Genomic DNA, 13,519 nt, shown 5'->3' on the forward strand with positions numbered 1-13,519 from the left:
GACGGGAGGCGGCACCGTCAGCCGCGGCCCGAGCAGCGACAGTCCGGTCTCGCGGGCTCCAGCGTCTCAAGTGGACTCGGCACCCGACTCGCCCGCGGGGCCAGGGAAGTCGCGACTCAAGTGAGATAGGGCACTTGAGGTTCCAAAATCGGGCACTGTTGTGTAGGGACGGTTGGTTCAGTTCACTTCCTCGTGCATCCTGAGAATAACGACAGGCAGTGAGTGGAAGTGGTCATCATGGACCCGAAGGTCTTGAGCTTCAGGGACAAGGCGATACTCCGAGCGGTCGCGGCCGGAAGAGCGGAAATGCTGGCCGGATGTTGTCCTGATATCGCCATCGACGGCGCGTGGTGTGACCATATCGCGGCCGCGAAGCTGGTAGGCGAAGGCTGGATATGCGCGGTGCGACCGGTCCGACCCGGAGAGAGAGTAGCGGTTCGACTCACCGATGAGGCTTTCGCAGCAGCGGAAATCTGGCAACCCCGGAGCGCGTGAGAATCATTCGGCTGTTGGGCGATGCCGGGGCCACCTGCCGCTGACAACCCTTTCCGGCTCGCCGCCGAGGCGGCGGGCGTGGAACATGCCGCATTCAGACGCTGGGCGAGAAGCCCAATTCATCTGTCGTCATATCCGGTGTTCAGGGTAAGTGATCGGTATCTCCGACACCGCGTCCAGGCGCTGCCTGATCTCGCCGGGGAGCACCAGCGACTCGGATTCGAGGGACTCCGCCAACTGTTCAGCCGTTCTCGCCCCGACGAGCGGGGCCACCACCCGCGGCCGGTCACGGACCCAGCTCAGCGCGATGGCAGGCGGCGACACCTCCAGCTCCCGCGCGCACCGAAGAACTTCCTGCACAATCGTCGCGCATCTCTCGTCGGTCGCGTACTTCTCGACGTACCAGCGGAAGAACTTGCTCTCCCGATTGGCGGCGCGAATCCCGGAAGCGTACTTCCCGGTGAGCACACCACGGCCGAGTGGAGCCCACGGCATGATGTCGATACCGAACTCGTGGGCCGCCGGGACCACCTCACGCTCGATGCCACGCTGAAGCAGTGAATACTCCACCTCCGCCGTCGCCAAAGGCGCCTGCCCGCGAAGCTGCTGAACGGTTGCGGCTTCAGCGGTCTGCCACCCGCAGTAGTTGCAGACGCCGACCGCGATGGCCTTCCCCGAAAAGATCGCGGTGTCGACCGCTCGGAGGGTCTCCTCGATCGGCACCGCGTAGTCCCAGGCATGGACCTGCCAGAGCTCGACGTGGTCTGTTCGAAGACGTCGCAGTGAGCCCTCCAGTTCGGTGAGCAGTCGCTCTGCGGAGGCGTCCGTCTTCAGCGGCGGTTTCCCTGGGACCAGTCCCGCCTTTGTCGCGAGCACGAAGTCAGCACGGGTGAAGACCGTCGACAACAGCTCGCCGATCATTGTCTCGCTCCCACCATTGCCGTACACATTGGCGGTTTCGATCAGCGTTCCGCCGGCATCGGCGAACAGGCGCAACTGCGCGGCCGAGTCGTCCTCTGAGCCCCTGCGGCCCCACGTCGAGGTTCCCAGGCCGAGCCGGGACACCTCCACCGCCCCGCCGGAGAACTTCCGCTTCTCCATCGTCATCGTTCCTTGGCTCGCAGGATGCAGCTCAACCTGGCAGTACAGACCCGGACCCCCGCATCATCGGAGATCACGATCTCGAAGGACGACATCGTCCTGCCGAGGTGCAGAGGTGTGACGACCCCGGTGACCTGGCCCTCATACACGCCGCGGTGGTGCGAGCAGGACAGCTCGACACCCAGCGGGACACGGTCGTGATCAGCCGCATGCTTGGCCGCGGCGGCCGACCCCAACGTCTCGGCCAGCACCGCGCTGGCGCCACCGTGCAGCCTTCCCCACGGTTGCCGGTTGCCTGTCACCGGCATGGTTCCCACCAACCGGTCCCGATTCGGGTCGGTGATCCGGATACCCATCCGAGCCGCCAGCTGGTCAAGCTTCGGGTCAAGCAGCGTATCGGCTCTGGGCAGGGGCGCGTTCATTTCAAGCACCTTTCGTCGTCAGCGCAGGATGACCGGAAGTGCGTCCAGGCGCCGCATGAACTTGCCTGGACGCCAGCTCGCCCGCTCCGGAGGGTCCACCAGGCGCGTGTCCGGGAACCGCCGGAACAGCGTTCGCAACGCTGTGGCGGTTTCGATCTTGCCCAGCTCCGAACCCAGGCATCGATGCACACCGTGCCCGAAGCCCAGGTGACCGGTCGTGTTCCGTTCGACATCGAAGACGTCCGGCTCATCGAACCGTGCTGGGTCGCGATTGGCCGCGGCAGGTGAGATGAGCAGAAGCTCGCCCGCCGGAATCGTCACGCCATCGAGTTCCAACGGCGCGGAGGTATAGCGTGGTGGGACGAAACGGAACGGCGACTCATACCGCACCACCTCGTTGACACACTCGGTGAAGAGCTCAGGCTCGGCGAGCACCTTTGCCAATTGCCCGGGATTCGACAGCAGGGCGAACACACCGTTACCGATGGCGCTGGACGGCTCCATCCCCCCGACCAGGATCAGGATGTAGGTCGAGATCAACTCATCCTCGGACATCTCGTTGTTTTCGTACAAGCGCAAAAGGCGTGTGCTGAGATCGTCACCCGGCTCCTCGCGCTTTTCCTCGGCGAGTTTCTTCGCAAAAGCATGTAGTTCGCCCACAGCCTTTTCGATCTCGCTGATGTTCGACGAAGTGATCATCTCGCTCTCGTTCGCGGCCAGCATGTTCTGCTCGTCGGGAATGACGCCGAGCAACTCGCAGATGATCGTGCCCGCGATGGGGCGCGCGAAAGAACCGATGAGTTCGACCGGCTCTCCCACCGGCAGCGTGTCCAGTAGTTCGTCAGCGAGTTTCTCGACCCGGGGCCGGAGCGCGGCCAGCCTCGCCGGAGTGAAGACGTTCCCCACCAGGCCGCGCAAGTGACGATGGCTCTCACCATCGCGATCGAAGAAGCCTCTCCGAGATCCGTGAGGGAGGTGTGCTCTCGGCATTTCGCGAACCATGCAGTGCGAATTGATCTCGCGCCGGTGCTCGACAAGATCACGCAGTACCGTGGGGTCCGCAAGGACCTTGCGGACATCGTGATAGCGGGTAATGGCCCACATCCGGTAACCGTTGTTCTCGATCGCGAACGCCGGAGTCGCCTCCCTGACCCCGGCCAAAGTCCCGTACGGGTCGACCATCAGATCCTTCATCCTGATGCGGCCCAGAACCTCGGGGATCCCGTCCTGCTGCGTAAGCTCCATCTCGACCTCTCATATGCTCAAGGGCTTGCGTTCACCAAGGGGTCGGCATCGTGCGGGGCCTCGCCCCTTCCGCTTCTTCGAGGAGGATCTCCCGTTGCCGACCGGGAGCCGGGAAAGGCCATGCCGGTCAGGACTTCTTGCGGGCGATGGTCAGTCCATCCGCGACGGTCAACATCACCGACTCGACCCGGTTGTCGGCCAGGACATGCGCGTTGAACTCCCGGATCGCCTTGGCGTTGCCCACCGCGTCCGGGGAGACGGCCTCGCCGTAATAGAGCACGTTGTCGGCCAGCAGCAGTCCGCCTGGCCGGATCCTCGGGACAAGTAGTTCCCAGTAGTCGAGGTAGCCGACCTTGTCCGCATCGATGAACGCCAGGTCGATCAGGAGCCCTGCGGGCAGCTCGCGCAAGGTGTCCTTGGCCGGCCCGAGCTTCAGTCGAATCCGGTCGTCCAGCCCCGCCTCCGCCCAGGCATCCTTGCCTATCGCCGTCCACTCGTCGGACATGTCGCACGTGATCACCTGCCCGCCGGGTTCGAGCCCCGAAGCCAAAGCCAGCGTCGAGTATCCGGTGAAGGTGCCGACCTCGACGATCGTCCGAGCGCGGATCGACCGGGCGAGAAGAGCAAGAAGCTTGCCCTGCTCCGGCGGGATCTGCATTTCGAACGACTGGCCGAGCTGACGAGTGCGCTCGATCAGCCGACGCTGGACATCTGACAGCGGCTCGGCCTGTTGCTGAACGTAGTCGACGAGTTCGGGGGTGACCGGCACGGCCTTCAGCTTGGTCCCGGGAAGTCCTGTCTTTCCTGGCGTGGTCATGCCGTTCAGCCTTTCGTCAGAAGTTCACAAGCGATGTCGGCGAGGCGGTCGAAGTGATCGCGCAACCCGCCCTGAAACCGGTCAAGGTCGTCCCGCCCGTACCGCGTGAAGATCGGGTACGCGGCCAGGTCCGCGAGGATCAGCTCGGTGCGGACGATCAATTGATCGACGAATTCGTGTACACAGATCCCGGCCCTGCGGGTGCGAAAGAACGCGTCGAAAAGTTCCCGCTCGTCGTTCTCCGGTGGGCTGCCGACCCGTCCGGCATCACGGAGAAGCGAATTACCCTCGGGCACCAGGCGTTTGGCGACCGATATGTGCACCAAGCGGTTGAATCTGACAGCACGTTTGAGCCGGGCGCCGGGTTCACACTCCGGCAAAGGCGGTTGCAGCAGCTCTCGCACCTTCTCGTAGTCCCTGGACCAGGTCCCGCTGAACGCCGGATGGCAGGCGATCATGCGAGGCCTGATCACGTCGGCGTAGACCTGCGTAGTGCAAGAACCGGAGTAGAGCAGCAGTGCGGAGTACACATCGAACAGCTCGGCTGTGGCCGTTATCTTGCGGTGAACCGCCGAACTGGTATCCGGATCGCAGCCGCCATGACCTGTTGATTCGGAGAGGGCCCGGCAGATCAGCCTCCACACCACGAATGAAGCGTGATGACCGAGCAACCAGCGGCGCCACGCCAAGGTTTCGGCGCTCTCGGTCGTGCTCGGTCCCGACCGGAGGACAAGGACGTTCTGGGTACTGTCCTGCCTTCGACAAGAAACGCCGTCACACGGAGCGAACCGAGCCGAGGGCATGGGTAGCCACAGGTCCGCGAGCACCCCTTCGGAAGCGCCGTCGAAGGGCGCCGGCATGCGCAAAGTCGCGTCGCTCATCTCATTACTCCTGCACGAAACCGATCAGGCAGGTCAGCGGCCGTGCGAACCTCATGATTCGGCGGGCGGTCATGGTGGTTCGGCTCGCCCATTTCGGCGAGTGCGGTGACCAGTCCGGCACACCACCCGGCTTTCACCGGCGCGGGCGAGAGATGTGTCAGCCGCCTGGCACGGGCACACGGGTGAGACATCGCAGGGACCGTCATCGGGCCGGCGACGGGCGGCCCGGCCTGTTCCGCCGAAGCCATCGGCGCATGCCCGTCCCGGGACAACCGTGTTGCGCACCAAGCGAAAGGCGGCTTATGGCGCGCATGTGAGCCGGTCGGCAAGCTGCCCTCGATCCAGCTTGGCCTGTTCGCCTCGCAGATTCGCCACGGCGCCGACACGCGGTGTCGCTGTGCCGCACCATCACCCTGTCGAGGTCGCACGGCTCGATACCGATGACATCCAAAGGAGCATGTGTCGTGGCAAGCCTTTCGAACCACGGCAGTCCTCCTCGATGCTCTTCGGACGATTTCCCAGTCCTCGAACTCTTGTCGTTACGTCATATGTCAGTCGACTCTGGAGATGCCCTAAACTTTCGCCGATAACCTGGGCCCTGGCGATAGATCACACATATTCTGCCCGAGAACGCAGCGTGAATGGCCGGGTTCACCCGGACTGGCAGCAGAAGCGTGCGCTGGTGTGGTATGTCGAGCCGCAGGTTCTGTCATCCCGCTTGACCCACTTCGACGTGTGCCGGAGCCGTGGCCCCGATGCCGGATCGTCGCTTGCCCGCCCTGGCCGTGCGGCGATCCACCTTGCACGTTTCGTTAGACATGCTGCCCGTTCAGGCAAATCGCGCCACCCGGTCCGCCAGTTCCTCCGGGCGCCGGCCATGGCGTCGGCGGTGAGCACGTGGCAGTGCGCGCGATCGCCCAGACCCGGGCGAAGCGACGTACGCGGAAATAGGACAAGGCCGAATCAAGAACTCATCTTGCATCGGCAGGCAGCCACGGAACGGACGGAACCCGCCGATTCGAGTACGGCAGGAACGCGGCAGGCATGCGAAATTCCGACAACGTGGTCACGCGACCGGAAATACCCGGAAGCGCACTTCCCTTGCACGGCTACGTCGGCAACCTGTCCGCGAGCGCGACTTCCCGGGATGGGTGAAGAACTCGAGCATCGCCCTGTTGAACTCCTTCAGGCCGGTGTTGCCGGTCCGCCCGATCCGGCAAACCGCCGTGACGGTTTCAGCACTCGCCGATCTGGCGGTGCGCCCATCGCGGAACTCCGGCTAACATCGCTCGGCATGAACGCGATGCCCTTTCGGGTCGAGGTCCCAGAAAGAGATCTCGACGACCTCCGCGCCAGGCTTCGCCGCACCCGCTGGCCAGAGAACGAGACCGTCGACGATTGGTCGCAAGGCGTCCCCGCGGCGTATCTCCGCGTGCTGTGCTTGTACTGGGCGGACACCTACGATTGGCGTGCCGCGGAGTCCCGGCTCAACTCGTTCCCCCAGTTCCGGACCGAGATCGACGGTCTCGGCATCCACTATCTGCACGTCAGGTCGCCGCACCCCGATGCGCTGCCGCTGGTCCTCACCCACGGTTGGCCGGGGTCGGTCTTCGAATTCCTGGACGTGATCGGCCCGCTCACCGATCCTGTCGCCCATGGCGCGGACGCGGCCGACGCCTTCCACGTCGTCGTGCCCTCCCTGCCCGGATATGGCTTCAGCGACAAGCCGACGGAGACCGGCTGGTCTGTCCAGCGCATCGCGGACGCATGGATCCACCTCATGAACAGCCTGGGTTACCAGCGCTACGGCGCCCAAGGTAGCGATTGGGGCACCAGCATCACCACCCTCATGGGGCTGAAGGCGCCGGAGCGGCTGGCGGGCATTCACCTCGTACCACCCTTGGCCGCGCCGGATCCGACGACGTTCGGCGATCTCACCCCGTTCGAACAGAAGTCTCTCGCGGACCTCGAACGAGCCCAGATCGACGGTTCCGGGTATGCGAATCAGCAAGCGACAAGGCCACAGACCATCGGCTACGCACTGGTCGACTCGCCTGTCGCGCTGTGCGCTTGGATCGTGGAAAAGTTCCAGGCCTGGACAGACTACGACGGCGATCCAGAGCTCGCTTTGAGCCGCGACGCGATGCTCGACGACATAACGCTCTACTGGTTGACCGGTACCGGAGCCTCATCCGCCAGGCTGTACTGGGAAAGCCTCGCCTACGTGTCCAACTGGTTCGCCGGCTCCACCGCGGAGCCGGTCACCGTGCCGACCGGCTGCTCGATCTTCCCTCACGAGACCCCGCGTCCGTCTCGCCGCTGGGCCGAGCGCCGGTTCACCGACATCCGGTATTGGAACGAACTGGAGCGGGGTGGACATTTCGCGGCCTTCGAACAGCCCGGCGTGTTCACCGAGGAGGTGCGCTCCTTCTTCCGGCTCGTGCGATGACCTCCTGAGACCAAGCTGTCGTCCGCGCTGTGCCGCGTTTACCCGGTCAGCGACGTTCCGGCCGAGGATCTGTGCAGCACCCGGATCGACGGCCGATGTGGGTACGGCCAGCGACGCGTCCACAGACGGACCTCGCTTACGTCTCGCCTTGTTGTGGTCACTCTCCGCATGAGGCTGAGATCGCTCCGTGACTTGCCGTCCGGCACGCGCCTCCGTCGCGTCGACCACGGTGGCCGCTCCCTTCGCTCTCGCGCGGGCTCTGCCACCGCTTTCGGCCACACCACTCACTAGGGCAGGATCGACTCCGCCAGAGCGCCTCGGCCCGGAACGGGCCCGCCATCCCGACGGAACGCGCGGCCTGACCTCCATGGCCCGCCGCGGATGTTCACCCCTCCCCCGCGCGCGGCAGTCCAGCCGATTCGGGCATCACTGCCTGAAAGTCTTGGAATCCTGGACGTAAGTCTTACGCGATCAACAAGGCAGACACACGCGAGTTAGGTTCACACTTGACCGCGCGACCGCCTGAGAAGAGGCCGACAGGCCGGCGAACGATGGCCCAGGGGTCCGGGAAGCACGGTGCGGGAAACCGTCGCCCGGATATGAGGACCAGCTCACCGAATCCATTCATTCCGTGTTTTCTTGTCAACGGAAAGCTGGTAGTGATGAACAATCTGCGAGTCACGATGACCGGATCCCGAAAGACCGGAGCGGCAGCCGCTCCCGGTGGCTGGCCCGGTGTCGGCCACGCACCGGCCCTCATCGCCAACCGCCTGAAGTTCCTGTCGTCACTGCCGCCGGCCGGAGAGGTCGTCGAGATCCGGCTCGGCCCGATCCCCGCCTACGTCGTCACCGATCCGGCCATCGTCCACCAGTTGCTGGTCCCGGGTGATCGCGACTACGACCGTGGCCGCCTCATGGCGAAAGCGAGCGCGTGGTTCGGGGATGCTCTTCTGACCTCTCACGGCACGTCCCATCAGCAGCAACGCAAATCCCTTCGATCCGCCTTCACCGCAGAGCAGGTGACCGCCCACATTCGACACGTCCACAGCTCCGCCGTCGTGCTCGCACAGTCTTGGATCGCGGACGAGGTTCACGCCGTGGACGATCAGATGAAGGACCTCGCACTGGCGAACACGGCACACAGTCTGTTCTCCACCGACCTCACCCAGGAGAATTTGGACCGTATCCGGGTGAACATGCCGATTCTCTTCAAGAGCGTGCTTTTCCGGACGATCCTGCCCAGCGGCTTGGACCGGATGCCGACGGTCGGGAACCTTCGGTTCAAGAAGGCCCTGCTGGCCATGGACGACGTAGTCGGCACCATCATCGCGGACCGGCGTACCGACAAGGGAAGCAACAGCGAGCATGGAGACCTGGTCGCGTCCCTCCTCGCGGCAAGGGACGCCGATGGCGAGGCGCTGTCGGACCGGCAGATTCGCGACCACGCCATGACGATGCTCGTCGCCGGAAGCGAGTCCACGGCAGCGGCGCTGAGCTGGGCCCTGTATGAGATCTTCCGGAACCCGGACATCGCCCAGCGAGTTCACGAGGAGTTGTCGACCGTCCCGACGCGCAAGGCCTTGACAATCGATGACATCACCTCACTTACCTACTTGAACGGCGTCGTCAACGAGACACTCCGACGGTACCCGGTTCCTTTCATCATGCGCAGGACCCTGAAGCCTGTACGCCTGGGCAGGGTGGAGCTCCCCGCCGGCGCGGAAATCGTCTACAGCCCGTATCTGCTGCACCACGACCCACGGTGGTTCCCTGAGCCGACACGGTTCGACCCCGAGCGCTGGTCGCCGGAGCGTCGGCGCTCGATCGTCCGAGGCGCATACCTCCCTTTCGGCGCGGGCGCGCACGTATGCATCGGCAAGAAGATGGCGCTCGCCGGCGTCACCACGACACTCGCGGCGATCTGTTCACAGTGGCGCCTCGAACCGCTGGCAGGCAAGAGGATCCGGGAGGTGGCGACCGGTACCGTGCAACCGAACCAGTTGCCCATGATCCCGCGGCGGCTGCCCGTCGGACAGCCGAGGCGACCGGCATGACCGAGTTCGTCGGCCCACCGACCCTCGCCTTGCCGTTCCCGAGCGGCCGATACGCGGAAGAGCACCATGTCCGAGCGCGAGCACGCGCTGTCCGCGAGCGCCTCGATGCCGCCGGATTGGGACGTTTCGTGCAGGATGACGCAATCATGGCCGACCTGATCTGCCGCACCTCACCGCAGGCCGACATCGGCAGCATAGGGTATGTGGCCGACTGGTTGCTCTGGGTGTTCCCTCTTGACGATCTTTGCGAAGAAGTCTTCAGCGAGACCAAATTCGCCGAAGGTATTCCTACTGACACCGCCTTTGACATGAACAGTGTTCCAGTCTCCACCTTGCCTCAGGTCGTGACCACGGGGGTGGCCGACTTCCACCGAGAGGTTACGGCACACATGAGCTCCGAATGGAGCGATCTGTTCAGCTCCCACTTGAACACGTATATTCTCCACGCGATCCATTTCGCCGGCTTGTCGGACACGGAGAACCTTCCCGAGCTGAACGATTTCCTGATACTCCGCAGAGAGGAAGGTGCAGCCAAGCCCACCATTGACCTCATCGAGGTCGCGACACGGGCCGACCTGCCCGATGAGGTGCACGACTCTGCACTCTGGCGACAGATCTGCGATACCTGCGCCGACGTGCTCACCTGGAGCAACGACATCTTCTCGTACCGCAAAGAACGACGTTCAGGAACTCGATTCAACCTTATCGACGTCCTCGTTCATCACGGCCGATTAACCGAACAACAGGCCCTTGTTCGAGCGGTCGACATGACAAACGCAAGAGCCCAGGATTTCACCGACAGAGCCACAGAGCTCCTGTGCCACTCCGACTTTCTCTCCCTCGCCGCGGAAACACGTGCGGCCGCACGTCGTTGCCTCGAAGGCATGAAGCACTGGATGCGGGGCCAGTACGACTGGTTCGTGATCACCCGGCCGGACCGCTACCAAGTACAGGTGGGACAGGAGGCCAGATGAACACCATGGAAGAAGCACCGGCGGCTCCGGGGTCCCTGCCGATATTCGGTCACCAGCTCTGGCTGAGGTGGTATCCGTTGCGATTCCTGGAGCGGCAGCGCGCCTTCGGATCGATCACATCGCTTACCCTGCAAGGAAAACGCGCCTATCTGGTCAACGAACCTGATCTGGTCTGGAGCTTGCTCACGGAGTTCTCCGGTCAGGTCGGGCGTGGTTCGACAGCAGACAAGACTCGCGCCCTGACGGGCAATGGACTGGGCAGCTCCGATGGCGAGTTTCACCGTCAGCAACGGCGGCTGCTCCAACCCGCCTTCCACCACGCGCAGGTTTCCTCCTATGTGCCTCTGCTGCGGCGAGCCGTGGAGCTTCAGGCGTCACGATGGCGAGAAGGCGAGACGCTGGACCTCGTCCTGCAGATGCTCGCCATTGCCGCTACCGGAGTGCTCTCGAGCTTCTTCGGTGTACAGAACCCCAAGGCCATGGCCGACGTCGTGTCCACCGCCTTGCCCACCTGCCTGGACGGTGCCGCCCGTCAAGCCTTCGCGCCGGTCAAAAGCTTGACCAAGCTGCCTACCGCGAGGCGACGGCATTACAGGGCCGAGCTCGCGAAGCTACGACACCTCTCGGACGCGCTCTGCAACCATGGTCCCGCACGGCCTGCTGACGCTTCCTCCGACTTCCTGAGTATTCTCCGCGACGCGCATGAACGTGGACTGCCCGGACTCGATACCCGGCAGATCGGGGACGAGGTCAAAACCATGCTGGTGGCCGGCGTGGAGACAGTCGCGACGACGACATCCTGGATCTACCACCTACTGAGCCAGAATCCCGCCAGCTATCGGCGCGTGCACAGCGAACTGGAGCGGGTGCTGAACGGTCGGCCGGTCGAGCACGAAGACCTGGCCAAACTGGACTGCACGTACCGAGTGGTCTGCGAAGCCTTGCGACTGTTCCCGCCGGTTTGGCTGGTGCGGCGGCGCGTGTCGATACCCTTACGACTAGGCGAACAACACATCCCCAGCGGCACATCCGTCTATTACAGCCCGTACGCGCTGCACCGCGACCCGCGATGGTATCCCGCCCCGGAGAGATTCGACCCCGACAGGTGGCTTCCGGAACGCAGAAGGGACCTCCCTCGTGGCGCCTATCTCCCGTTCGGGGCCGGAGTCCACCGATGTATCGGCGAAACCTTCGGTATCGCGGAGGTCATGACGATTCTCGCCACGCTCATCCCACGCTGGGAGATCCTGGCCGATTCGGACCGTCTCGCCCACCCGAAAGCCGTTGTCACCCTGCGGCCGGATCGAATGCCGGTCACGGTGAGGTCACGTCGGCGACTCTGACCGCCACTCAGCAACCACGACGCAGAGAGGTTCGCCGATGCGCCCATTCGCCCGCCACTGTTCGCCTTGGCCCTCATCGCTGCTACCCGGCTCCATCGAAGATGCCATCGGCCTCCTGCGCCGTCATGTCATCAACCACGTCGACTCCACCGGAGCAGTTCGTCTTCCTTGCCGCAGTCGCCCGCTGGAAACCGCGCTGCTGTTACGACTTCTTCAGCACACCGGACAACCATTCGACCGCCAGGCTCGCTACTTGCGCACCCTTCCGCCGGGGAGCGACCCCTTCGACTTGGAGATCGCCGAAGCCGCCGTGCGAAGGAACGCGACGATCACCGATGAGCTCCGCCGGGACGTGATCGCAAAGAGCCCGCACTTCACCGGAGCACGCAAGCAAGCTCTGCTGGACGGGCTGTTCGCCATCCTCGGCGACACCGATGACAGCGACCCACGATACGGCCATGACATCTTCCACCGAGGAGGGTTGCATTCCTGGGCTCAGGTGCAGGTCACCGCCTTGAAGGGTGTTCTGACCGGGAGGCTCGACGACCAGGACGTCCATCTTCTACTGGCCACCCAGCGGCTACCCGACATATGGGAAGGCAATCTCCTCATCCATCTCTTCACGCTGCACGCCTTGCGGCGACTGCCTGGCACCGAGCAGGTGGTCGAGGAAGGGGTACGCAAGGCGCTTCGACACATAAGGGCCGACGGCGGCGTTCCCTTCGTCACCGACACCGACACCTGGTGCACGGTGACCGCGGGCATCGCCTTGTCCGCCGCCGACGCGCCGGAGGCCATTCTGGACAGAATCGCCGATCGGCTGGTGCGCTGCCAACTGCCCGGCGGCGGATGGTCGGTCACCGACATCGCCCTGCAAACCGACGTGGACGACACCTCTGTCGCGCTGCAGTTCCTTCAATCCCGTCATCGACCGTCCGGTGACCCGGCAGTCGAACGCGGGTTGTCGGCGCTTACGGCGGTTCGTCATGCGCAAGGTGGCTTTCCGACATACGTCCGCGACTCGGCTGCCGAGGCTTCCATGACCGTCGCGGCGCTGGACGCCTTCACCTTTGACTTCACGAGACATCGTCGCATCCTGATGGATGGTTTGTCGTTCCTCGCGGACGAGCAGCTGACGGACGGCACTTTCCCCCCAGACTGGAGCAGCAGCCGGCTCCATACCGTCTTCCGGGCCGTTCTGATGGCGTCGCGGATTCCAGACGGACTGTCGGGCTCCGCAGGGCAGATCGCGCGGCGGGCGCTGAACTTCGTTCTCCAGAGCCAGAACGATGACGGCGGCTGGGGTCAGCGCGACGGGGTCACCAGCGACCCGATCAGCACCTCCTACGCGGTCATGGCACTCTGCGCTCAGGACGATCCGCGACCCGTTGCGGCCGGAGCCCGGTACCTTCTGCGGCATCAGCGCGAAGACGGAAGCATTCCATCCGTCAGCGACTCGATCGGCCCGCGCCCCTTCGTTTTCAGGATTCCCCTACTGGCGGACATTTTCGCGCTCATGGCACTTGGTCACGTCAGCAGGCGGTTCGCCGACGCCGGCCGACAGACCGGCCGAACCGATCCGGGATCAGCGGAAACGCTCTCTGGGTGAACGTCGCACGGGTGGACGGGATCCCGCTGTCCTCACGCCCTCAGGAGCCACGGCGCGTGGATGGGGCTCGTCTTGCCCGATATTCCGGCATGAGTGCACTAAAGACATAGAAGCTCCCAGATTGACCGA

At 64.2% G+C, this 13,519-nt stretch carries 10 protein-coding genes; 5 read left to right on the forward strand and 5 right to left on the reverse strand.

Annotated features, from left to right (window positions below; genetic code table 11):
• Nucleotides 1-624: 624 nt before the first annotated feature.
• The 5 genes from ACLJPX_RS35685 to ACLJPX_RS35705 form a co-directional block, all read right to left on the reverse strand.
• On the reverse strand, nucleotides 625-1,596 hold the full coding sequence (locus tag ACLJPX_RS35685; RefSeq protein WP_410604804.1) for an aldo/keto reductase: 972 nt from the start codon (nucleotides 1,594-1,596) through the stop codon (nucleotides 625-627).
• A 2-nt stretch (nucleotides 1,597-1,598) separates the two neighbouring features.
• Complete coding sequence (locus tag ACLJPX_RS35690) at nucleotides 1,599-2,018, reverse strand: hotdog fold thioesterase (RefSeq protein WP_410604758.1); 420 nt, start codon at nucleotides 2,016-2,018, stop codon at nucleotides 1,599-1,601.
• Nucleotides 2,019-2,036: 18 nt separating this feature from the next.
• Nucleotides 2,037-3,263: a cytochrome P450 family protein gene (locus ACLJPX_RS35695; protein WP_410604759.1), complete on the reverse strand. Its 1,227-nt coding sequence runs from the start codon at nucleotides 3,261-3,263 to the stop codon at nucleotides 2,037-2,039.
• Nucleotides 3,264-3,390: 127 nt separating this feature from the next.
• Entirely contained in the window at nucleotides 3,391-4,080 is a 690-nt protein-coding gene (locus ACLJPX_RS35700; protein ID WP_410604760.1) for an O-methyltransferase, read from the reverse strand.
• A 5-nt stretch (nucleotides 4,081-4,085) separates the two neighbouring features.
• Entirely contained in the window at nucleotides 4,086-4,961 is an 876-nt protein-coding gene (locus ACLJPX_RS35705) for an L-tyrosine 3-hydroxylase (RefSeq protein WP_410604761.1), read from the reverse strand.
• A 1,294-nt stretch (nucleotides 4,962-6,255) separates the two neighbouring features.
• Here ACLJPX_RS35705 and ACLJPX_RS35710 point away from each other — a divergent pair.
• From ACLJPX_RS35710 to ACLJPX_RS35730, 5 genes are all read left to right on the forward strand, one after another.
• Entirely contained in the window at nucleotides 6,256-7,410 is a 1,155-nt protein-coding gene (locus ACLJPX_RS35710) for an epoxide hydrolase family protein (RefSeq protein ID WP_410604762.1), read from the forward strand.
• A 599-nt stretch (nucleotides 7,411-8,009) separates the two neighbouring features.
• A complete protein-coding gene (locus tag ACLJPX_RS35715; protein WP_410604763.1) occupies nucleotides 8,010-9,464 on the forward strand; it encodes a cytochrome P450 in 1,455 nt (484 codons plus the stop codon).
• Nucleotides 9,461-10,438, forward strand: coding sequence for a terpene synthase family protein (locus ACLJPX_RS35720; RefSeq protein WP_410604764.1), 978 nt, complete (start codon nucleotides 9,461-9,463; stop codon nucleotides 10,436-10,438). Before ACLJPX_RS35715 ends, ACLJPX_RS35720 begins: the two co-directional genes overlap by 4 nt.
• Entirely contained in the window at nucleotides 10,435-11,781 is a 1,347-nt protein-coding gene (locus ACLJPX_RS35725; RefSeq protein WP_410604765.1) for a cytochrome P450, read from the forward strand. The genes ACLJPX_RS35720 and ACLJPX_RS35725 overlap by 4 nt, the downstream gene beginning before the upstream one ends.
• A gap of 37 nt (nucleotides 11,782-11,818) precedes the next feature.
• Nucleotides 11,819-13,390 carry a prenyltransferase/squalene oxidase repeat-containing protein gene (locus ACLJPX_RS35730; RefSeq protein WP_410604766.1) on the forward strand — a complete coding sequence of 524 codons (1,572 nt, stop codon included), beginning with the start codon at nucleotides 11,819-11,821 and terminating at the stop codon, nucleotides 13,388-13,390.
• Nucleotides 13,391-13,519: the final 129 nt, after the last annotated feature.

Origin of the sequence: Amycolatopsis sp. lyj-90 (assembly GCF_046549035.1) — a bacterium.
Lineage (GTDB): Bacteria > Actinomycetota > Actinomycetes > Mycobacteriales > Pseudonocardiaceae > Amycolatopsis.